The following is a 21,786-nucleotide window of genomic DNA, read 5'->3' as shown; positions in this document are numbered from 1 at the left end:
AATTTCAGCGGTTTGTCATTTTGAACCGAAGCGGGTCGCGATGCCGATGAGGGCGACGAGGATCGGATCAAGCGCGGAAAGAGGCCGCCGACACCGACGGCCTTTTGGGCGACTAGTGAGGAGAAACGATTGCGGCCACACTGAACGCCACCACGCAGGCAACGGCAAGTGACCAGAGCGCTATTGCGATCTCTCTAGGCATAGAGACGCAACACCACTTGATAATCGGGGGTTCCTATACGGCGCGGCGGTACTTAAGCGCGCCTCTTACTGAGGCCAATACCGTCTTTCTGATAATTCGGCTACTCGTTTGAAGCTTGCAGCGCAGCTTCTAATTCCGCGACGATGTCGTGCAGGAGCCCGAGCGCGAGCGGATCGGTGACGTCGCGCTCCATCATGCGGTAGCGCATGATCTGATCTTCAAGCTCTTGCTGTTCCTCGCCGTCGTCGTCCATCGCGAAGTCTCCGCAATCAAGCATGACGCCGAACGAGGGCGATGGTTGCGGGGGATCTTGAAATATTTGAGCCGAAACTAAGGCATCCGGCACCCGCTATCCTGAGCGGGATGGGCGTCCATTCAGAACATTCCGATCAGGATGAAAAGGCCGATCTCGACCACGAACGTCACGGCCATGATTGCGACCGTGAGGAACACATCGCCCACCGGGAGAGGGGTCATGGCGCGCCTCGCATGTTGCGAAGCCCCGAAGCCCAATAACCAACCTCCTGATCTCGGGAATGTTTCAGTTTCAAGCGGTCGGGATCGCCTACCGCAATTCGAGTTGCGTGATCGCCTGCGCTGAAATCTGTGCAGGGTCTTTGAGCCCTGTTTGGGCGATCTTTATGATTGTTTTCGCCACCAGTTCCGTGAGGGGATCGTCGCGATCTTTAACACATAGAGCACGCAAGGTTTGCTCGTAAGCCTTTGTAATACAAGCAATTTCTCTCGGTGCCATACCGTGGGTTTGCAAATGTAGGTAGATCCCCATGTCTCGCCCTTCAGCACGCCTACGAGGGACCATACCATGGAACCGTAGCTTCACCGAAAAAAATTGGAACCTATTAACGTATTTAAATTTATTTAATTCGTGCTAGTTTAATATTGGATCGCCCGAGGATTGGCCGCTATGCCCGCTGAAGACGACGACCGGCGTGAGTTTCTGAAGACTTGCGGAAAGTTCGCGGCGGTCACTCCGCCAACCATAACTATGCTGCTTTCGACCTCCCTCACGTCAAACGCTATTGCGCATTCCGGAGGTGGAGGCGTCCGGCACGAGCACCACGAACACCATCACCATCACCATCACGACCGCGATTAGGCGGGCAAGGACGATCAGAGACGATCGAGGCCGCCCGTGGAGGCGGCCTTAGTTCCTTGTAAGAGGCTTTCGCGGTTCTTCCGCCATCGCATCGATTTCACCAGGGGCAAGCTCCCCAGTGCGGTCCTTTAGATCGGCCGCCCGCTGGATCAATCCCGACGCAACCTGCGGGTCCTTTGTTGTTTTTGCCATTCGCAGCAGCGTTGCTGCGGCCTCTCGGGCGAAGGAGGTGTAACGCGGCACGTTTTCATCCCATCGAAGGCCCCGTGGGATGAGTCAGAAACCCGGACTGCGTTCCGCAGCTTTGTACAAAAATGTACACAGGCAACAAAATGCCTCAGCTCCGGGGCTGACACCGAGCTGAGGCCTTGTGTCGGCATCACGTTTTCGAGGCGTGATCCGCAAGACCAACTTTGCTCCCGCTCCTCGGTTCCCAGTGCTTGCAAAGCAGGTCCCAATAACTCGCGCAGCTGCCTTCGCGATCTCGTGCGGTTCATGAGTGCCGACGCTGTCGCGAACGAGCGCCCGATTTGGCTGTTCAGCGTCCGCGCGAGCTGGCTTTCTCCGGGGCAGTCCAGCCGAGAGGCTTGCCTTCGGTTGCCATCAGCCGACGCCGCGCAGGGGCAGCGCGAGCTGCACGTCAAGGCGCCGTCTCGCGTTGGCTTTGATGAAGTCCTGCAGCGCTGGCCTGATCTCGGCGTCCGTGTTGGCGACGCGCTCGGCTAGCGCGTCGGCGACGTCGGGGGTCGCATCCCGTGACCAGCCCTCGACGGCATTGAAGCAGACGATCCTGACCGGGTAGGCGTATTGGCCGGAGATGAGGTCCTGCAGCACGGTCTCGAGATCCGTGCCGCCCTCGTCGGTCTCGCGCCAGGCGCTGCCGGCGCATGCGCCGAAATCCTCGAGCACCAGGTAGATGTCGCGGTCGAGACGATCGGCCGGCACAATCGACGGCGAGGAACGCATACGCATACTCCGAAACTGTCGCTTCGGCGGAGAGTCGGCCCCGGCTTCGGGGCGTGGTGTGGGGGTAGGCCGGGGCCGCTCCACCAGCTCAAGCGGCGAGCCGGCGAGACTCTTAATCTGATCCCGTGACCTTCGTTCCCTGCGATCGGTCCTGCTCGGCGCGGTATCGGAACATCCGAAGCAGATTTGCTTTAGCTTGCTTCCTGAGTTCGCTGACGAGCATCACCATGCTTCGCATCGGTTCTTCATCGCCTCATCCCCGGGGGACAGGGGAAGACCAATTCCGCACCTGCCCGCACTGCAACGGCCGCTTGAGCCGGGTGGAACGTCTCCTTAATACCCGCAATGACAAGCCTGTGCGCATCTACAAGTGCGCCGATTGCCAGAAGCTCACTTGGGACGATTAGACCGGTGGCGTCAGCCCGTGCCCATGCGTGGCGGCTGAAAATCCGGCCGGACTTCGGCGCCGCGGTGACCGCATTTGCTGCACGTGAATTGCGGCTTTCGTCGAGGCTGATCTTGGGGCCCGGTGTCACGGCCCTCTTGTCGCACGTGTACGCAGCGAGAACAAAGGGGCCGCGGACTGTTGGGCATCAGCGGCTTGGGCCGTGTGTGATTTTCGGCGCGCGAGCGCTCCGCGGCGGATTCGCACCGGTACGAACGAAGCCGGACCAAAAGTGTCAGGGCGCCGGCCATCCTGACACTCGAGTGTCGAAAGGTCCGTATCGGCCAGATCTAAGTGATTGATCTTCCGCCATTGAATGGCGCGAGAGACGGGGCTCGAACCCGCGACCTCCGGCGTGACAGGCCGGCGCTCTAACCAACTGAGCTACTCCCGCGTGGTTCGCTGGACGCGCGCGGAATGAGGGGGGACTTAAAGGGGGGACATGGTGAAGTCAAGGACGTTGCGCTTCCCCAGAGCGTCCCGGCTAAGCATTGCTCTGGAAAACGAAAAAGGCCGCCCCCGGGGGCGGCCATTGGCCGGCTCGGAAGAGGCCGTATCAGCGAATCTCCGACGTCCCGGCGCTCGTTACCACCACCGGCTTGCCGGCCTTGATCGCATGGGTCGACTGGGCGGTCTGGCTGTAATCGGCATGAGTGCGGGCTGCGATCCCGAAGCCGGCCACGACGATGCCGGCCACCAGCGCCACCACCACGATCTTCAGGTGGGTCGCACGATCAGCGGAGTGAATAGAGTGGTTCATCTGAGCCTCCCGACGGGCTTTACCGCCGTCTATGGCTCTTCTTCTAAGGACCATCTGTTTCCGGATGGTTTCGCGGGTTCCGCAAAATGGTTTCATTAAAGCATGATCCGGAAAAGTGCGAAGCGGTTTTCCGGAAAGATCATGCGTAAACAACAACCTAAAGCGCGATGACGATTCATATCTCATCGCGCTTTAATGCGCCCGCTTGGTTTCGCCGGGGTTGGCCGGAAGCGGCGTCAGGCGGGCGCCCGGCCGATGCCATCCCGGATCGCGCGGGCGGCCGAGATGAACAGCAGGGCGCCGAGTGCGTGGTCGTGACCGCGGCCCGGAGCGGGGAAGCGCACGGCGCGCCACAACACCTTTAGAATGACGTTGACCCTGCCCACCACCACGGGCGAGGCCGAGGTGGGCGCGCGGCCCACAATTTCGAGTGGTCCTCGCCGCGGCTTAGTTGCGCCCGCAGCGGCCCGGGCTTGGCACGCCCCGGCTTTCTTGGCAGAGGTGGAATCATGGGCCAGACCGAGAGCAGGGGCGGGTCGACGTCATCGAAAACGGACGAGAGCGAGCCGGCGGCGCCGATCACCGCGATGCTGTCGTCGCGGCTGATGGTGCTTGCCAATTTGCTCAAACGCGGCGCCATCCTGCGCTACAGGCGGCTGACTGGATTGAACTCGGTCGAGTTCGGTCTCGTCGCCTCGCTCGGACGGCGGCCGCCGATGAGTGTGGCGCGGCTCGCCGAAGCCGTCGGCCAGGACAAGGGACAGATCAGCCGTGCACTCGCAAATCTGCTGTCGCGCAAGCTGATCGCAAAAGCGGCCAATCCGAAGGACAGCCGCGAGGTGCTGATCTCGCTCACCGCGACGGGTCTCGCTGCGCATGATGCGATCGTCGTTGGCGCGCAGGAGCGCAACCGCCGTCTGCTGGAGCATCTGAGCGAAGCCGAACTGCATGCACTGCTGCGGCAGGTCGATCAGCTCACGGCGATCGCCGCCGAGATGCTCGAGGCCGAGAAGAATTTGCGCTGATCTCGCTGCGGCACGCGGAACTATTGAAGCACTTCTAAGAGACTTTCTAAGAAGCTTTCAATTAGGGAAATCGCGCGCCCTCACATAAGTCGCCGCAAGCGCATGCCGTTCCGGGACAGGCGGCATGATGCATCGAACATGCAGCTTTGGGGTGGCGCGTTGAACAGTCTTGGAATGCTGCGGTCGGCCGTGTTGGCGACCGCATCCGCTTGGATCTTGATGCCGCAGGCATCGCTCGCACAGTCTTCGGCGCCGAGCGGCGCGCAGAATCTGCCGTCGGTGACCGTCACCGCGCCGGAAACCCGGAGACGTGCTGCTGCGACCCCACAGCGCCGTGCGACGCGATCGTCGGTGCAGACCGCCGACAGGAGCAAGCCCCAGCCGCAGCGCAATCTCGGCTTCGTCGAGACACCGCTTGGCCCGGTGAACGGTTATGTCGCGGGTCGCAGCTCGTCCGGCACCAAGACCAACACGCCGATCATCGAGACACCGCAATCGGTCTCGGTGATCGGCGCCGAGCAGATCCGTGGCCAGAAGCCGAACAAGCTCGACGAGGTGCTGCGCTACACCGCCGGCGTTCGGGCAGGGACCTTCGGTGCGGACACCCGCAACGATTGGTGGTTGATCCGCGGCTTCAAGTCCGACGACGTCGGACTGTTCCTCGACGGTATGCAGTTGTTCTACACCTCCTATGCGAGCTGGCGTCTGCCACCATCCAACATGGAGCGCGTCGAGGTGCTGCGCGGTCCTTCCGCCGTGCTCTATGGTGGTTCGAGCCCGAGCGGCATCGTCAACGTCATCAGCAAGATGCCGCCGGCCGAACCGATCCGCTACATCGAGACCGGCGTCAACAATTTCGGCAACGCCTATGTCGGCTTCGACGTCGGCGGGCCGATCGCAACCCAGCCCCAAGATGGCAAGCTGTTCTACCGCGTCGTCGGCGAGGTCAGGAACGGTGGCACGCAGGTCGCCTTCACGCCGGACAACAACTACTTCATCGCACCGTCATTCACCTGGAAGCCCGATGCCGACACAACCTTCACGGTTCTCGCATCGGCGTCGAAGACGGACACCCGCGGCATCAACTTCCTCCCGTACCAGGGCACGGTGACCGATGCGCCGTTCGGCAAGATTCCGACCAGCTTCTTCGTCGGCGATCCCAGTGTCGACAAGTTCACGCGCGAGCAGGAGATGCTCGGCTATCGGTTCGAGCGCAATCTCACTGACGACCTCACCTTTCGGCAGAACGCGCGGTTTGCGCATATCGACCTGACTTATCGCGGCTACATCGGCAACGGTTGGGAGAACATCAATACGGCCGTGATGGGCCGCTACAATTGGTACGCAAAGGACACCGCGAACCAGGCCAATCTCGACAACCAGCTGGAGTATCGCTTCAACACGGGACCGGTGCGGCACACGATGCTGTTCGGAGTGGATCTCAGGGGCTATCAGATCGACGACTACCAGAACTTCAATTTCGGCACCGTCCCTTCGATCAACGTCTTCAATCCCGTCTACGGTCTCGACATTCCGCTCACGGGCGCGCTGTTCCGCAACTTCCTCATCACGCAGAAGCAGGCGGGCACTTATCTCCAGGATCAGATGAAGCTCGGCAACTTCACACTGGTGGTGAGTGGTCGCAACGACTGGGTGGAGACGACGCAGGCGGCCCGCGACACCGGAGCCACGGTCGCAAGCCGCGACGACAGCAAGTTCAGCGGGCGAGCCGGGCTGATCTACAATTTCGAGAACGGCATCGCGCCCTACGTCTCCTATGCGACGAGCTACAACCCGGTCATCGGTCTCAACGCCAGCAACCAGCTGTTCCTGCCGGAGACCGGACAACAGGCCGAGATCGGCGTGAAGGTCGCGCCGAGGGGGTTCGACGGTTACTTCACGGCTTCGGTGTTCGACCTGAAGCGTCAGAACGTGGCGACGACCGCGGGCACGCCGATCTTGCTGAACCAGACCGGCGAGGTGACCTCTCGCGGCATCGAGCTCGAAGCGGTGGCCAATGCCACGAAGGAACTCAAGCTGATCGGCGCCTTCACCGCCTATCACCTCTTCAACAGCAGGGATCTCGATCCGTCGCTGGTCGGCAAGACGCCGACCAACACGCCTCAGCTTCTGGTCTCGGCGTGGGCCGACTACACCTTCAAGGTAGGTCCGCTCGAAGGATTCGGTTTTGGCGGCGGCGTCCGTTACGTCGGCTCCTCCTGGGCCGACCCCGCCAACACGCTCGAGGTTCCCGCGGTGGTGCTTGGCGATCTCGCCCTTCATTACGAATGGCAGAACTGGCGCACGGCCATCAACGTGATCAACGTGACCGACAAGATCTACGTCGCGAGCTGTTCGTTCCCGACGTCCTGCTTCTATGGCGACCGTCGGCGCGTCACCGCGAGCGTCTCCTACAAATGGTGAGGACAGGCGAGGGCGGGGCCTTGGCGGCAGGCTGTGGGACTTGGACCGACGGGTCGTGAACGTCCTTCGGCTCCGCCTGGAGACAGCTGATCTGGCGTCACGATGAGCTCACGGGCCATGCCCCCGGCCCGGAGCTCATCCGAGCGCGGCGCGAGCGACCAGCAAGTCGCCGCTGCCGCGCTCGTGGTCAGGTCCGGAGCTGACCGCCGACGCATTCGCCAGACGAGCCCCGGCCCTTTCGTGGCGCATGGCTCTCTGATCGTCCGCAGCTGTGGATAGGTGTCCTATGTTGCATCTGTCCCGATCGCGGCAGCGCCCTCAATGGCTCCTTGGCTGCACCGCTCGGGGGGACCCCCTGGAAAAAGGACCCTCGGCAAAATATGTCAAGGCGGCGGCGGCCGGCTGTTGCCTGGGCTGCACGTGTCGTCAGAAAAAGTGTACATTTGGTCGGTCAAAGCGCGGGCGATAGCTGCCTTGACCCCTGCGCCGCAATCTCGGAACTGCGGGCCAGCGAAACCGTCACCGCTCTTGCTGGGGCCGGCGATCTGCTCCATACCAGCCGCGGGGTGATTCCGGGATTTTCGCCGCGCTGGGAGCGGCAAAGGGCCTGAAACGAGCGTGTCTTGCGCCCATTGGTGCACTGCGCTAAGGCTCAGAATAATTCCAAATCGGACGAATCCGTGGCTCTCCCGAGGCTGCGGGAAAAAGGGCTCGTCAATGAGCGGCATTCTTCAGAACTATCTTCCACTCGTGGTCTTTATAGGCGTTGCGGGCCTCATCGGTCTCGTGCTGCTGATCGCGCCCTTCATCGTGGCGTTCCAGCAGCCGGACCCGGAAAAGCTCTCGGCCTATGAGTGCGGTTTCAACGCCTTCGACGACGCCCGCATGAAGTTCGACGTCCGCTTCTATCTGGTCGCCATCCTCTTCATCATCTTCGACCTCGAGGTGGCGTTCCTGTTTCCCTGGGCTGTGGCGTTCGGCAAGCTTGGCGCGACCGGCTTCTGGTCCATGGTGGTGTTCCTCGCCGTGCTGACGGTCGGGTTCGCCTATGAATGGAAGAAGGGAGCACTGGAATGGGATTGAACCCCGCATCGTCCACCGGTCCGGTCATCGCGCCGGCCCCGAAGGGCATCCTGGATCCGTCGACCGGAAAGCCGGTCGGGGCCAATGATCCATTCTTCCTCGAGGTCAATTCCGAGCTGTCCGACAAGGGCTTCTTCGTGGCCGCGACCGACGATCTCATCACCTGGGCGCGCACCGGCTCCCTGATGTGGATGACCTTCGGTCTCGCCTGCTGCGCCGTCGAGATGATGCAGGTGTCGATGCCGCGCTACGATGTCGAGCGCTTCGGCTTCGCCCCGCGTGCCTCGCCGCGCCAGTCCGACGTGATGATCGTCGCGGGAACCCTGACCAACAAGATGGCGCCTGCGCTGCGCAAGGTCTACGACCAGATGCCGGAGCCGCGCTACGTCATCTCGATGGGCTCCTGCGCCAATGGCGGCGGCTACTACCACTATTCCTACTCGGTCGTGCGCGGCTGCGACCGCATCGTGCCGATCGACATCTACGTGCCGGGCTGCCCGCCCACGGCGGAAGCGCTGCTCTATGGCGTGCTGCTGCTGCAGAAGAAGATCCGGCGCACCGGCACCATCGAACGCTAAGGTTTTACGTCATGGACGACGCCAAGCTCGACGCCCTGGGGCAGACGATCGTTAGCGCGCTTCCGGGCGCCGCGACCGGTCACTCGGTGGCCTTCAACCAGCTGACCGTGGATGTCGAGGCCAGCAAGATCGTCGAGGTGGTCAAGTACCTCCGCGATGATCCGAACTGCCGTTTCGTCAACATCACCGACATCACGGCGGTGGACTACCCGGATCGCGAGAAGCGCTTCGACGTGATCTACCACTTCCTGTCGCCGACGTTGAACGCGCGGATCCGGCTCAAGGCTCAGGCCGACGAGACCACGCAGGTGCCGTCGCTGATCGACGTCTTCCCCGGCGCCGACTGGTTCGAGCGCGAGGCCTACGATCTCTACGGCGTGTTCTTCGTCGGCCATCCCGACATGCGCCGCATCCTCACGGACTACGGCTTCGAGGGCCATCCGCTGCGCAAGGATTTCCCGCTCACCGGCTTCGTCGAGGTCCGCTACGACGACCAGGAGAAGCGGGTGGTCTACGAGCCCGTCCGGCTCAACCACGAATTCCGCAAGTTCGATTTCCTCTCGCCGTGGGAGGGGGCGGACTATCCGCTGCCGGGGGATGAAAAAGCGGGGCCGAAGAGCTGATCATGAACGAGCAACCGCAGAATCTCCGCAACTTCACCATCAACTTCGGGCCGCAGCATCCGGCGGCGCACGGCGTGCTGCGCCTGGTGCTGGAACTCGACGGTGAGGTGGTCGAGCGCGTCGATCCGCATATCGGACTGCTTCATCGCGGCACCGAGAAGCTGATCGAGCAAAAGACGTACTTGCAGGCGATCCCTTATTTCGACCGGCTCGACTACGTCGCGCCGATGAACCAGGAGCACGCCTTCTGCCTCGCCGCCGAAAAGCTGCTGGGCATCGAGGTGCCGCGCCGCGGCCAGCTGATCCGCGTGCTCTATTGCGAGATCGGCCGCATCCTGTCGCATCTGCTCAACGTCACTACACAGGCGATGGACGTCGGCGCGCTGACCCCGCCGCTGTGGGGCTTCGAAGAGCGCGAGAAGCTGATGGTGTTCTACGAGCGCGCCTCGGGCAGCCGCATGCACGCTGCTTATTTCCGTATCGGCGGCGTGCATCAGGACCTGCCGCAGAAACTGATCGACGACATCGAGGCCTGGTGCGATCCGTTCCTGAAGGTCGTGGACGACCTCGACCGGCTGCTCACCGCCAACCGCATCTTCAAGCAGCGCAACGTCGACATCGGCGTGGTGCCGCTCAAGGAGGCCTGGGAGTGGGGATTCTCGGGCGTCATGGTGCGCGGCTCGGGCGCGGCCTGGGATCTGCGCAAGTCGCAGCCCTATGAGTGCTACGCCGAGATGGATTTCGACATCCCGATCGGCAAGAACGGCGACTGCTACGACCGCTATCTGATCCGCATGGAAGAGATGCGCCAGGCCGTGCGCATCATGAAGCAGTGCATCCAGAAACTGAACGCGCCGGACGGCAAGGGCCCCGTCGTCGTCGCCGATAACAAGGTCGCCCCGCCGCGCCGTGGCGAGATGAAGCGCTCGATGGAAGCCTTGATCCACCACTTCAAGCTCTACACCGAAGGCGTCCACGTGCCGGCCGGCGAGGTCTATGCCGCGGTCGAGGCGCCCAAGGGCGAGTTCGGCGTCTATCTCGTCGCCGACGGCACCAACAAGCCCTACAAGTGCAAGATCCGCGCGCCGGGCTTCGCCCATCTCCAGGCGATGGATCACATCTGCCGCGGCCATCTGCTTGCCGACGTCTCGGCGATCCTCGGCTCGCTCGACATCGTGTTCGGAGAGGTCGATCGGTGATGGCGCAGGCGCCAATCCAGTTTGACCGTGCCTCGGGGGCCCTTGAAGGGGCCAACCTGTGGGAGCGGACGGCTGCCTTGGCGCTGGTGACGGGATCGAAGATCTCCTCGCACTTCTCGCACATGGGCTACATCGCCTGCGCGAACCTGCTGCGCAAGACGCTGCCGGAGCGCAACATCGCGATCAGGCTCAACCCCGACGCGGTGTTCGAATTCCCCTATGGGGACGGCTACTGGAGCAAGCTGCTCAACCGCTCGTACAATTATGAGGACGAGCTCGAGCTGCTGTTCGCCGACTCCATCGACGTCGACTACACGCTGCTCGATTGCGGCGCCAATTACGGCTATTGGTCGGTGCTGGTGTCGAGCAAGCCGTTCGGTGCGCACAAGGCGATCGCGATCGAGCCGTCGGGCCAGAACTATCCGAAGCTCGCCAACAACGCCCGCGTCAACGGTGGCCGCTTCGAGACCATGAAATGCGCGATCGGCGCGGCCCGCGGCACCGCGCGGCTCTCCGGCACCAAGCACGAGGCCTTCAGCATCGTCGGCGATCCGTCGGTGGGCGGTGAGGAAGTGCCGGTCATTGCGCTCGACGATCTGATCGGCGACGGCAAGGTCGCGGCCACCGGCAAGTACCTGATCAAGCTGGACGTCGAAGGCGTCGAGATCGAGGCGATCAAGGGCGGCGTCCGGCTGCTGCAGGCCGACAGCGTCATCATGTGCGAGGAGCACGGCAGCGACCGCTCTCACGCCGTGTCGCGCTTCATCCTCGAACAGACCCCGCTGAAGCTGATCGTGTTCGATCCGCGCAGCAACCGGATGGAGACCGTGACCGAGCTGTCGATCCTCGACCGCATCAAGGTCTCGACCCACGTCGGCTACAACGTTTTCGGCACCGCAAGCGCATTCTGGCAGGACAGGATCGAGGCCATGAATGCGAAGACCGCGCGCCGCATGCAGTGAGAGATTGAATCTATGTCCGTTCGCCGATTAGCACCGAAGGAAGTCCAGCCCGCGAGCTTTGCGTTCACGGAGGAGAACCTCGCATTCGCCAGGCAGCAGATCGCGAAGTATCCGCCCGGACGCCAGGCTTCCGCCGTCATCGCCATCCTCTGGCGCGCGCAGGAACAGAATAACGGCTGGGTCTCGGAAGCCGCGATCCGTGTCATCGCCGACATGCTCGACATGCCCTATATTCGCGTGCTGGAGGTCGCGACCTTCTACACGATGTTCCAGCTCGCTCCCGTGGGCAAGAAAGCCCATGTCCAGGTCTGCGGCACCACGCCCTGCCGCCTGCGCGGCGCCGAGGACCTGATCCACGTCTGCGAGCACCGCATCCATCACGAGCCCTTCCATCTCTCCAAGGACGGCAATTTCAGCTGGGAAGAGGTGGAGTGCCTGGGCGCTTGCGTGAACGCGCCGATGGTGCTGATCGGCAAGGACACCTATGAGGACCTGACCAAGGAAAGCTTCGGCAAGGTGCTCGACGGCTTTGCTTCGGGCAATCCGCCCAAGCCCGGTCCCCAGAACGGCCGCCAGTTCTCGGCGCCGATCACCGGACCGACCACGCTGAAGGAGGTCACCTGATGCGTGATCTTTCGTCGCCTTCAGTGCAGGGGAGCGGGGCCATGAAAAGATGGGGCTTCATCGCGATGCATGCCGCGGTGGCGGCCACGTTCATTTTCCTGCTGCAGCGTCTCAGCCTGAACGCGTCGCTGGAATCCAGTCTGCTCTGGGCGCTGACCTTCGCCGTCTGCGCCGCCGGACTTGCCTACAAGCAGTCCAATCGTTGATCGGAAAGCACTGATATGCTCGAGGACAAGGACCGCATCTTCAAGAACCTCTACGGCCTCCACGATTGGGGGCTCGAGGGTGCGCGGCGCCGCGGCGCCTGGGATGGCACCAAGAATATCATCGACAAGGGCCGCGACTGGATCATCAACGAGATGAAGGCGTCGGGTCTGCGCGGTCGTGGCGGCGCCGGCTTCCCGACCGGTCTGAAATGGTCCTTCATGCCGAAGGAATCGACCGACGGAAGACCGAGCTATCTGGTCGTCAACGCCGACGAGTCCGAGCCCGGCACCTGCAAGGATCGCGAGATCATGCGGCACGATCCGCATCTGCTGGTCGAGGGCTGCCTGATCGCGAGCTTCGCGATGAACGCGCATGCCTGCTACATCTACGTCCGCGGCGAGTTCATCCGCGAGCGTGAGCGCCTCCAGGCCGCGATCGACCAGGCCTACGAGGCCAAGCTGATCGGCAAGGACAACGTCAACGGCTGGCCATTCGATCTCTATGTCGCCCACGGCGCCGGCGCCTACATCTGCGGCGAAGAGACCGCGCTGCTCGAAAGCCTCGAGGGCAAGAAGGGCCAGCCGCGGCTGAAGCCGCCGTTCCCGGCAAACGTCGGTCTGTTCGGCTGCCCGACCACCGTCAACAACGTCGAGTCGATCGCGGTCGCGCCCGACATCCTGCGTCGCGGCGCGGCCTGGTTCGCCGGCATCGGCCGTCCGAACAATGTCGGCACGAAACTGTTCTGCATCTCCGGCCATGTCGAGCGGCCCTGCAACGTCGAAGAAGCCATGGGCATTCCGTTCCGTGAGCTGATTGATAAGCATTGCGGCGGCATCCGCGGCGGCTGGGACAACCTCAAGGCCGTGATCCCCGGCGGCTCGTCCGTGCGCATGGTGCCGGCCGAGCAGATCATCGACACGCCGATGGATTTTGACAGCTTGAGCAAGCTGCGCTCGGGTCTCGGCACTGCGGCCGTGATCGTGATGGACAAGTCGACTGATCTGATCCGCGCCATCGCCCGCATTTCGTACTTCTACAAGCATGAGAGCTGCGGCCAGTGCACCCCGTGCCGCGAAGGCACCGGCTGGATGTGGCGCGTGTTGACCCGCATGGCCGAAGGCCGCGCCCATAAGCGCGAGATCGACATGCTGCTTGAAGTGACGAAACAGGTCGAAGGCCACACCATCTGCGCGCTCGGCGATGCTGCGGCCTGGCCGATCCAGGGCCTGATCGCGCACTTCCGTCACGAGATCGAGGCGCGCATCGACCAGTATTCGCATAAGGCCGATGTCGACGATATCGGCGTCCGCGATCCCGTGAACATGGTCGCGGCGGAGTAAGAAGAATGACCAAGCTCATCATCGACGGCAAAGAGATCGACGTCCCGCCGGAGTACACGCTGCTTCAGGCGTGCGAGGCGGCCGGCGCCGAGATTCCGCGCTTCTGCTATCACGAGCGGCTCTCGATCGCCGGCAATTGCCGGATGTGCCTAGTCGAGGTGAAGGGCGGCCCGAAGCCGGTTGCGAGCTGCGCCTGGGGCGTGCGCGACTGTCGTCCTGGCCCCAAGGGCGAGCCGCCGGAGATTTCCACGCGTTCGCCGATGGTGAAGAAGGCGCGCGAAGGCGTGATGGAATTCCTTCTCATCAACCATCCCTTGGATTGCCCGATTTGCGACCAGGGCGGCGAGTGCGACCTGCAGGACCAGGCCATGGGCTATGGTGTCGACACCAGCCGCTTCGCCGAGAACAAGCGCGCGGTCGAGGACAAATATCTCGGCGCGCTGGTCAAGACCTCGATGAACCGCTGCATCCAGTGCACGCGCTGCGTCCGCTTCTCGGCGGAAGTCGCCGGCGCGCCCGAGATGGGCGCCACCGGCCGCGGCGAGGACATGGAGATCACGACCTATCTCGAGCACGCGCTGACCTCGGAACTGCAGGGCAATCTCGTCGACATCTGTCCGGTCGGCGCGCTGACCTCGAAGCCCTATGCGTTCGCGGCGCGTCCCTGGGAGCTCGGCAAGACCCAGTCGATCGACGTCATGGACGGGCTCGGATCGGCGATCCGCGTCGATACCCGCGGCCGTGAGGTGATGCGCATCCTGCCGCGCATCAACGAGGCCGTGAACGAGGAATGGATCTCCGACAAGACCCGTCACATCGTCGACGGCCTGCGCACCCAGCGCCTCGACCGTCCCTATATCCGCGAAGCCGGCAAGCTGCGTGCAACGAGCTGGCCCGAGGCCTTCGCCGCCATCGCCGCCAAGGCGGCGCGCACCGACGGCAAGCGGATCGGCGCGATCGCCGGCGATCTCGCTGGCGTCGAGGAGATGTTCGCGCTGAAGGATCTGCTCGCCAAGTACGGCTCGAGCAATCTGGCGGTGCAGGGCGGCGACGCCTTCGATCCCGCGCTCGGCCGCGGCTCCTACATCTTCAATCCGACGCTTGCGGGCGTCGAGCAGGCCGATGCGCTGCTCATCATCGGCGCCAATCCGCGCAAGGAGGCGGCCGTGTTCAACGCCCGCATCCGCAAGCGCTGGCGTGCCGGCGGCTTCAAGGTCGGCGTGATCGGCGCCAAGGCCGACCTGACCTATGATTATGACCATCTCGGTGCAGGCACCGAGACGCTCGGCGAGCTCGCGGCCGGCAAGCACTCCTTCGTGGACGTGCTGAAGAACGCCAGGCATCCGATCATCCTGGTCGGCGCAGGCGCGGCCGCCCGTCACGATGGCGCGGCCATTCTTGCCGCTAGCGCCAAGCTCGCGATCGACGTCGGGGCGGTGAAGGACGGCTGGAACGGCTTTGGCGTGCTGCACGAAACTGCCTCGCGCGTCGGTGCGCTCGATATCGGCTTCTCCGCCGCGGCGGGTGGGCTGAACGCCGCGCAGATGACGACTTTCGGCACGCTGGACTTGCTGTTCCTGCTCGGGGCCGACGAGATCAAGGCGCCTGACGGCACCTTCGTCGTCTATATCGGCACTCACGGCGACCGCGGCGCGCATCGCGCCGACGTGATCCTGCCGGCAGCGGCCTACACCGAGAAGTCAGCGATCTACGTCAACACCGAAGGCCGGGTGCAGATGACCGGCCGCGCCGCATTCCCGCCAGGCGAAGCCCGCGAGGACTGGGCGATCATCCGCGCGCTGTCGGAGGCGCTCGGCAAGAAGCTCGGCTACGACTCGCTTTCGGCGCTGCGCCAGGCGATCTTCAAGGCCGTGCCGCATCTGATCCGTCTCGGGCAGATCGAGGCCGGCTCCGCCGACCAGATCAAGAAGGTTGCAGGGAAGGGCGGCTCGCCGGAAAAGGCGCCGTTCAAGCCCCTGGTCGAGGACTTCTACCTGACCAACCCAATCGCGCGTGCGTCCGCCGTGATGGCGGAATGCTCGCGCCTCGCCTCCGGGCAAATGCTGACCGCAGCGGAGTGAGCGTGATCTGATGGAATTCTTCGAAAGCGCATTCTGGACCGGCTTCCTCTGGCCGCTGATCATCATGGTCGCGCAGAGCGTATTGGTGCTCGTCGTCCTCTTGGTCGCGATCGCCTACATCCTGCTCGCCGACCGCAAGATCTGGGCGGCGGTGCAGATCCGCCGCGGCCCGAACGTGGTCGGCCCCTGGGGCCTGCTGCAGTCCTTCGCCGACCTCCTGAAGTTCGTGCTCAAGGAGCCGATCATTCCGGCGGGCGCCAACAAGGGCGTGTTCCTGCTGGCGCCGCTGGTGTCGTGCGTGCTCGCGCTCGCGGCCTGGGCGGTGATTCCGACCAATCTCGGCTGGGTGATCTCCGACATCAATGTCGGCATCCTCTTCATCTTCGCGATCTCGTCGCTGTCGATCTACGGCATCATCATGGCCGGCTGGTCGTCGAATTCGAAATACCCGTTCCTGGCCGCGCTGCGCTCGGCGGCGCAGATGGTGTCGTATGAAGTCTCGATCGGCTTCGTCATCATCACGGTGCTGCTCTGCGCCGGCACGCTGAACCTCACGGCCGTGGTCGAGGCCCAGCATGCGCGCGGTCTTGCCAGCCTGATCGGGCTGCCGCAGCTCACCATCCTGAACTGGTACGTCTGGCCGCTGTTCCCGATGTTCGTGGTGTTCTACGTCTCGGCACTGGCGGAAACCAACCGTCCGCCGTTCGATCTCGTGGAAGCCGAATCCGAGCTCGTCGCCGGCTTCATGGTCGAATACGGCTCGACGCCGTACCTCTTGTTCATGCTCGGCGAGTATGTCGCGATCGTCACGATGTGCGCGTTGGCGACGATCCTGTTCCTCGGAGGCTGGCTGCCGCCGGTCGATCTGCCGCCCTTCAACTGGGTGCCGGGGATCATCTGGTTCTCGCTGAAGCTGTTCTTCATGTTCTTCCTGTTCGCGATGGCGAAGGCGATCGTGCCGCGCTACCGCTACGACCAACTGATGCGCCTCGGCTGGAAGGTGTTCCTGCCGCTGTCGCTGGTGATGGTGGTCGTGGTGGCCGGCGTGCTGCATTTCGCCGGCATCGCGCCGAAGTGAGGGCCGTCATGGGTATCAACGTCAACGCCACTGCACGCTCGCTTCTGCTGTCGGAATTCGTCTCGGCGTTCTTCCTCGCCATGCGCTACTTCTTCCAGCCGAAGCCGACCATCAACTATCCGTTCGAGAAGAACCCGATCTCGCCGCGGTTCCGCGGCGAGCACGCGCTGCGCCGCTATCCGAACGGCGAAGAGCGCTGCATCGCCTGCAAGCTGTGCGAGGCGATCTGCCCGGCGCAGGCCATCACCATCGAGGCCGGCCCGCGCCGCAACGACGGTACCCGCCGTACCGTGCGCTACGACATCGACATGGTGAAGTGCATCTATTGCGGCCTCTGCCAGGAGGCCTGTCCGGTCGACGCCATCGTCGAAGGCCCGAACTTCGAGTTCGCGACCGAGACCCGCGAGGAGCTCTATTATGACAAGGCCAAGCTGCTCGCCAACGGCGACCGCTGGGAACGCGAGATCGCGAAAGCGATCGAGCTCGACGCGCCGTACCGGTGAGGTGAGGGCATGATCCTTCCCGCGCTGTTCTTCTATCTCTTCGCCGGCGTCTGCGTCGCTTCGGCCGTGATGGTGATTGTCTCGCGCAATCCCGTGCACTCCGTGCTGTACCTGATCCTGGCCTTCGTCAACGCCTCCGGCCTGTTCGTGCTGATGGGTGCCGAGTTCCTCGGCATGATGCTGATCGTCGTCTATGTCGGCGCGGTCGCGGTGCTGTTCCTGTTCGTGATCATGATGCTCGACGTCGACTTCCTCGAGCTGCGCGAGGGCTTCATCGAGTATCTGCCGGTCGGCCTCGTGATCGGCGGCATCTTCCTGTTCGAGCTGCTGCTCACGGTCGGCTTCTGGGTCATCAACCCCGGCGTCTCCAAGACGATCACGGCGGCGATCCCCACGAATGTCTCGAACACCGAGGCGCTCGGTCTCGTGCTCTATACGAAGTACATCCACTACTTCCAGCTCGCCGGCATGGTGCTGCTCGTTGCGATGATCGGTGCGATCGTGCTGACGCTTCGGCATAAGGCGAAGGTCAAGCGGCAGGACATCAACGTTCAGAACGCGCGCACGCCCGACATGGCGATGGCGATGCGCAAGGTAGCGTCGGGGCAGGGGCTCTCGGACGCCGATGCTGCGGAGTGGGTGAAATGACGATCGGGCTCGGACACTATCTGGCGGTCGGCGCGATCCTGTTCACGCTCGGGATCCTCGGCATCTTCCTGAACCGCAAGAACATCATCGTCATCCTGATGTCGATCGAGCTGATCCTGCTCTCGGTCAACATCAATTTCGTGGCGTTCTCGACCTTCCTCGGCGACATCGTCGGCCAGGTCTTCGCGCTGCTGGTGTTGACCGTTGCGGCCGCCGAAGCCGCGATCGGTCTCGCCATCCTGGTGGTCTATTTCCGCAACCGCGGCTCGATCGCGGTTGAGGACGTCAATCTGATGAAGGGCTGAGCTCTCAAATGGTTCAGGCAATCGTTTTCCTGCCTCTGCTGGGCGCCATTCTGGCCGGCCTGATCGCGCTTGTGGGCGCGCATGGGCGTAATCCCTCAGGCGACACCGTCGAGCATCACGACGAGGCGCACGGTAATGGTGCGAATAACGGCCACGTCTCCGCTGCCTCCATCAAGGAGGAGGGGAGCGTCGTTCACGAGACCCACGACGAGCCGGGCCATCACGACCACGAGCCGCCGGCGGCCGGCTCGCGCGGTGCCGAGCTGATCACCACGGCGCTCCTGTTCGTCTCGGCCGCACTGTCCTGGATGACCCTGGTCGATGTCGGCTTCATGCATCATGACGCCCGCATCCAGATTCTGCCCTGGATCTTCTCGGGCGACCTCCAGGTCTGGTGGGCCCTGCGGGTCGACACGCTGACCGCCGTGATGCTGGTGGTGGTGACGACCGTGTCTTCGCTCGTGCACCTCTATTCCATCGGTTACATGGATGAGGACCCGAACCGGCCGCGCTTCTTCGGCTATCTCTCGCTGTTCACCTTCGCCATGCTGATGCTGGTGACGGCTGACAATCTCGTGCAGCTGTTCTTCGGCTGGGAAGGCGTGGGTCTCGCCAGCTATCTGCTGATCGGATTCTGGTACCAGAGGCCCTCGGCGAACGCCGCCGCCATCAAGGCCTTCGTGGTCAACCGCGTCGGCGATTTCGGCTTCGCGCTCGGCATATTCGCGATTTTCATGCTGGCCGGCTCGACCGATTTCGAGACCATCTTCCATGCCGCGCCCAGCCTCACCGGCAAGACCATCAACTTCCTCGGCTGGCACGCCGACGCGCTGACCCTTACCTGTCTCCTCCTGTTCATGGGTGCGATGGGCAAGTCGGCGCAGTTCCTGCTGCACACCTGGCTGCCGGACGCGATGGAAGGCCCGACCCCGGTCTCGGCGCTGATCCACGCGGCGACGATGGTCACCGCCGGCGTGTTCATGGTTGCGCGGCTGTCGCCGCTGTTCGAGCTCGCCCCGAATGCGCAGGCCGTCGTGATGTTCTTCGGCGCCACCACGGCGTTCTTCGCGGCCACGATCGGCCTGGTCCAGAACGACATCAAGCGCATCGTCGCCTACTCGACCTGTTCGCAGCTCGGCTACATGTTCGTCGCGATGGGGGCAGGGGCCTATTCGGTCGGCATGTTCCACCTGTTCACGCACGCCTTCTTCAAGGCGCTGCTGTTCCTAGGCTCCGGCTCGGTGATCTACGCGATGCACCACGAGCAGGACATCCGCAACATGGGCGGCCTCTGGAAGAAGATCCCCTACACCTATGTGGTGATGGTGGTCGGCACCTTGGCGCTGACCGGTTTCCCGCTCACCGCCGGTTATTTCTCCAAGGACGCGATCATCGAGTCCGCCTACGCCTCGCACAATCCGTTCGCGGTGTATGGGTTCCTGATGACGGTCATCGCCGCCGGCCTGACCTCGTTCTACTCCTGGCGCCTGATCTTCAAGACGTTCCACGGCGAGCCGCACGACGAGCATCACTACGAGGCCGCGCATGAGGCTCCGATCTGGATGCTGATCCCGATCGGCGCGCTCGCGGTCGGCTCGTTCGTGGCAGGGCTTCCGTTCAAGGAGCTGTTCGCCGGTCACGGCATCGAGGAGTTCTTCCGCGAGTCCGTGAAGATGAACCCGCACATCATCGAGGAGATGCACCACATCCCCGAGACCATCGCCTTCCTGCCGACGGTGATGATGGTGCTGGGCTTCCTCGTCTCGTACCTGTTCTACATCCGCCGGCCCTACCTGCCGGTCGAGCTCGCGAAGACGCAGCCGATGCTGTACCAGTTCCTGCTCAACAAATGGTACTTCGACGAGCTCTACGACTTCATCTTCGTCCGTCCGGCGAAGTGGATCGGCTATCAGCTCTGGAAGAAGGGCGACGGCTTCATCATCGACGGCTTCGGACCCGACGGCGTCTCCGCTCGCGTGCTCGACGTCACCCGCAACGTCGTGAAGATCCAGACCGGCTATCTCTATCACTACGCATTCGCCATGCTGATCGGCGCGGCCGGCCTGATCACCTGGTTCATGTTCGGCTTTGGAGGCCAGTAAATGACAACCTGGCCCATTCTTTCGGTCACCACGTTCCTGCCGCTGGTCGGCGCGCTGATCGTCTATCTGAGCCGCGGCGATGACGAGGCTAGCAGGCGCAATTCGCGCTGGATCGCGCTCTGGACCACGCTGATCACCTTCGCAGTGTCGGTGATCCTGGTCATGCGCTTCGATCCCGCAAACCCCGACTTCCAGTTCGTCGAGAAGGCGAACTGGCTCGCCACCGGCATCACCTACCATATGGGCGTCGACGGCATCTCGCTGCCGCTCGTGATCCTCACCACCGCGGTGATGCCGTTCTGCATCATCGCGAGCTGGAAGGCGATCACGAGCCGCGTCCGCGAATACATGATGGCGTTCCTGATCCTGGAGACGCTGATGGTCGGCACCTTCTCGGCGCTCGACCTCGTGCTGTTCTACCTGTTCTTCGAGGGCGGCCTGATCCCGATGTTCCTGATCATCGGCGTCTGGGGCGGTCCGCGCCGGGTCTATGCGTCGTTCAAGTTCTTCCTCTACACGCTGCTCGGCTCGGTGCTGATGTTGCTCGCCATCATGGCGCTGTACTGGAACGGCGGCACCACCGACATCCCGACCCTGATGCACACCGCCGTACCGCGGTCCCTGCAGACCTGGGCTTGGCTCGCCTTCTTCGCCTCGTTTGCGGTGAAGATGCCGATGTGGCCGGTGCACACCTGGCTGCCCGACGCCCATGTCGAGGCGCCGACCGCGGGCTCGGTGGTCCTCGCCGCGATCCTGTTGAAGATGGGCGGCTACGGCTTCCTGCGCTTCTCGCTGCCGATGTTCCCGCTGGCCTCGCACGACTTCGCGCCGCTGATCTTCACGCTCTCGGTCATCGCCATCATCTACACCTCGCTGGTGGCCTTGATGCAGGAGGACATGAAGAAGCTGATCGCGTACTCGTCGGTCGCGCATATGGGCTTCGTCACCATGGGCATCTTCGCCGGCACCATGCAGGGCGTCGCCGGCGGCGTGTTCCAGATGATCTCGCACGGCATCGTCTCCGGCGCGCTGTTCCTCTGCGTCGGCGTCGTCTACGACCGCCTGCACACCCGCCAGATCGCGGCCTATGGCGGCCTCGTCAACCGGATGCCGCTCTACGCGATGACCTTCATGGTCTTCACCATGGCCAATGTCGGTCTGCCTGGCACGAGCGGCTTCGTCGGCGAGTTCATGACGCTGCTCGGCACCTTCAAGGTCTCGATCCCGACCGCGTTCTTCGCCACATCAGGCGTGATCCTTTCGGCGGCGTACGCGCTGTGGCTCTACCGCAAGGTCGTGTTCGGAGCGCTGGTCAAGCCGTCGCTGATGAGCATGAAGGATCTCACCTTGCGGGAGTGCCTGACGCTGTTTCCGATGATCGCGCTGACGATCCTGTTCGGCGTCTGGCCGAAGCCGGTGCTCGACATGTCGGCCGCCTCGGTCCAGCAACTCGTCAACAATTACAACACCGCCGTGACGGCCGTGAAGGCCGCCGCACTGCTCCAGTGATCGGG

21 protein-coding genes and 1 tRNA gene are annotated in these 21,786 nt (G+C 63.2%); 17 read left to right on the top strand and 5 right to left on the bottom strand.

Going from position 1 to position 21,786, the window contains the following annotated elements; genetic code table 11:
- Positions 1-302 precede the first annotated feature (302 nt).
- The 5 genes from P6U28_RS15125 to P6U28_RS15105 all read right to left on the bottom strand — a co-directional run bounded on the left by P6U28_RS15125 (position 303) and on the right by P6U28_RS15105 (position 3,490).
- Positions 303-455: a hypothetical protein gene (locus P6U28_RS15125; RefSeq protein ID WP_164937087.1), complete on the bottom strand. Its 153-nt coding sequence runs from the start codon at positions 453-455 to the stop codon at positions 303-305.
- A gap of 312 nt (positions 456-767) precedes the next feature.
- Positions 768-989: a hypothetical protein gene (locus tag P6U28_RS15120; RefSeq protein ID WP_122402993.1), complete on the bottom strand. Its 222-nt coding sequence runs from the start codon at positions 987-989 to the stop codon at positions 768-770.
- A 933-nt stretch (positions 990-1,922) separates the two neighbouring features.
- Positions 1,923-2,285: a hypothetical protein gene (locus tag P6U28_RS15115; RefSeq protein ID WP_407122580.1), complete on the bottom strand. Its 363-nt coding sequence runs from the start codon at positions 2,283-2,285 to the stop codon at positions 1,923-1,925.
- A 762-nt stretch (positions 2,286-3,047) separates the two neighbouring features.
- A tRNA-Asp gene (locus tag P6U28_RS15110) sits at positions 3,048-3,124 on the bottom strand.
- 162 nt (positions 3,125-3,286) lie between these two features.
- Entirely contained in the window at positions 3,287-3,490 is a 204-nt protein-coding gene (locus tag P6U28_RS15105; RefSeq protein ID WP_407122579.1) for a hypothetical protein, read from the bottom strand.
- Between the two features lie 509 nt (positions 3,491-3,999).
- On the opposite strand from P6U28_RS15105, the gene P6U28_RS15100 reads away from it, so the two are divergent.
- From P6U28_RS15100 to P6U28_RS15020, 17 genes are all read left to right on the top strand, one after another.
- Positions 4,000-4,515, top strand: coding sequence for a MarR family winged helix-turn-helix transcriptional regulator (locus P6U28_RS15100; protein ID WP_407122578.1), 516 nt, complete (start codon positions 4,000-4,002; stop codon positions 4,513-4,515).
- 174 nt (positions 4,516-4,689) lie between these two features.
- Positions 4,690-6,939, top strand: a complete 2,250-nt coding sequence (locus tag P6U28_RS15095; RefSeq protein ID WP_407122577.1) for a TonB-dependent siderophore receptor — start codon at positions 4,690-4,692, stop codon at positions 6,937-6,939.
- 717 nt (positions 6,940-7,656) lie between these two features.
- Positions 7,657-8,022: an NADH-quinone oxidoreductase subunit A gene (locus P6U28_RS15090; protein ID WP_008136158.1), complete on the top strand. Its 366-nt coding sequence runs from the start codon at positions 7,657-7,659 to the stop codon at positions 8,020-8,022.
- Positions 8,013-8,600, top strand: coding sequence for a NuoB/complex I 20 kDa subunit family protein (locus tag P6U28_RS15085; RefSeq protein WP_407119092.1), 588 nt, complete (start codon positions 8,013-8,015; stop codon positions 8,598-8,600). Before P6U28_RS15090 ends, P6U28_RS15085 begins: the two co-directional genes overlap by 10 nt.
- Positions 8,601-8,611: 11 nt before the next feature.
- Entirely contained in the window at positions 8,612-9,223 is a 612-nt protein-coding gene (locus P6U28_RS15080) for an NADH-quinone oxidoreductase subunit C (protein ID WP_407122576.1), read from the top strand.
- A gap of 2 nt (positions 9,224-9,225) precedes the next feature.
- Complete coding sequence (locus P6U28_RS15075; protein WP_407122574.1) at positions 9,226-10,422, top strand: NADH-quinone oxidoreductase subunit D; 1,197 nt, start codon at positions 9,226-9,228, stop codon at positions 10,420-10,422.
- Complete coding sequence (locus P6U28_RS15070) at positions 10,422-11,384, top strand: FkbM family methyltransferase (RefSeq protein ID WP_407122573.1); 963 nt, start codon at positions 10,422-10,424, stop codon at positions 11,382-11,384. The genes P6U28_RS15075 and P6U28_RS15070 overlap by 1 nt, the downstream gene beginning before the upstream one ends.
- 12 nt (positions 11,385-11,396) lie before the next feature.
- Positions 11,397-12,008: an NADH-quinone oxidoreductase subunit NuoE gene (nuoE, locus tag P6U28_RS15065; protein ID WP_122403002.1), complete on the top strand. Its 612-nt coding sequence runs from the start codon at positions 11,397-11,399 to the stop codon at positions 12,006-12,008.
- Positions 12,008-12,214, top strand: coding sequence for a hypothetical protein (locus tag P6U28_RS15060; RefSeq protein ID WP_407122572.1), 207 nt, complete (start codon positions 12,008-12,010; stop codon positions 12,212-12,214). The genes nuoE and P6U28_RS15060 overlap by 1 nt, the downstream gene beginning before the upstream one ends.
- A gap of 15 nt (positions 12,215-12,229) precedes the next feature.
- On the top strand, positions 12,230-13,555 hold the full coding sequence (gene nuoF, locus P6U28_RS15055) for an NADH-quinone oxidoreductase subunit NuoF (protein ID WP_122403004.1): 1,326 nt from the start codon (positions 12,230-12,232) through the stop codon (positions 13,553-13,555).
- 5 nt (positions 13,556-13,560) lie between these two features.
- Positions 13,561-15,636 (top strand): NADH-quinone oxidoreductase subunit NuoG, encoded by a 2,076-nt coding sequence (gene nuoG / locus P6U28_RS15050; RefSeq protein ID WP_407122571.1) that lies wholly within the window; start codon positions 13,561-13,563, stop codon positions 15,634-15,636.
- A 10-nt stretch (positions 15,637-15,646) separates the two neighbouring features.
- The gene (gene nuoH, locus P6U28_RS15045) at positions 15,647-16,714 is read left to right on the top strand and encodes an NADH-quinone oxidoreductase subunit NuoH (RefSeq protein ID WP_122403006.1); all 1,068 of its coding nucleotides are present in this window, start codon (positions 15,647-15,649) and stop codon (positions 16,712-16,714) included.
- 8 nt (positions 16,715-16,722) lie between these two features.
- A complete protein-coding gene (gene nuoI, locus P6U28_RS15040) occupies positions 16,723-17,217 on the top strand; it encodes an NADH-quinone oxidoreductase subunit NuoI (RefSeq protein ID WP_210342510.1) in 495 nt (164 codons plus the stop codon).
- A 9-nt stretch (positions 17,218-17,226) separates the two neighbouring features.
- Positions 17,227-17,865, top strand: coding sequence for an NADH-quinone oxidoreductase subunit J (locus P6U28_RS15035; protein WP_027575307.1), 639 nt, complete (start codon positions 17,227-17,229; stop codon positions 17,863-17,865).
- A complete protein-coding gene (nuoK, locus tag P6U28_RS15030) occupies positions 17,862-18,170 on the top strand; it encodes an NADH-quinone oxidoreductase subunit NuoK (RefSeq protein ID WP_027523804.1) in 309 nt (102 codons plus the stop codon). Before P6U28_RS15035 ends, nuoK begins: the two co-directional genes overlap by 4 nt.
- 8 nt (positions 18,171-18,178) lie before the next feature.
- Complete coding sequence (gene nuoL, locus P6U28_RS15025; protein WP_407122569.1) at positions 18,179-20,272, top strand: NADH-quinone oxidoreductase subunit L; 2,094 nt, start codon at positions 18,179-18,181, stop codon at positions 20,270-20,272.
- Positions 20,273-21,781, top strand: a complete 1,509-nt coding sequence (locus P6U28_RS15020; protein WP_407122568.1) for an NADH-quinone oxidoreductase subunit M — start codon at positions 20,273-20,275, stop codon at positions 21,779-21,781.
- Positions 21,782-21,786: the final 5 nt, after the last annotated feature.

Origin of the sequence: Bradyrhizobium sp. STM 3561 (assembly GCF_045571455.1) — a bacterium.
GTDB lineage: Bacteria > Pseudomonadota > Alphaproteobacteria > Rhizobiales > Xanthobacteraceae > Bradyrhizobium > Bradyrhizobium vignae.
The sequence above is the reverse complement of the archived record's forward strand: the minus strand, read 5'-3'. Positions and strand labels throughout refer to the sequence as shown.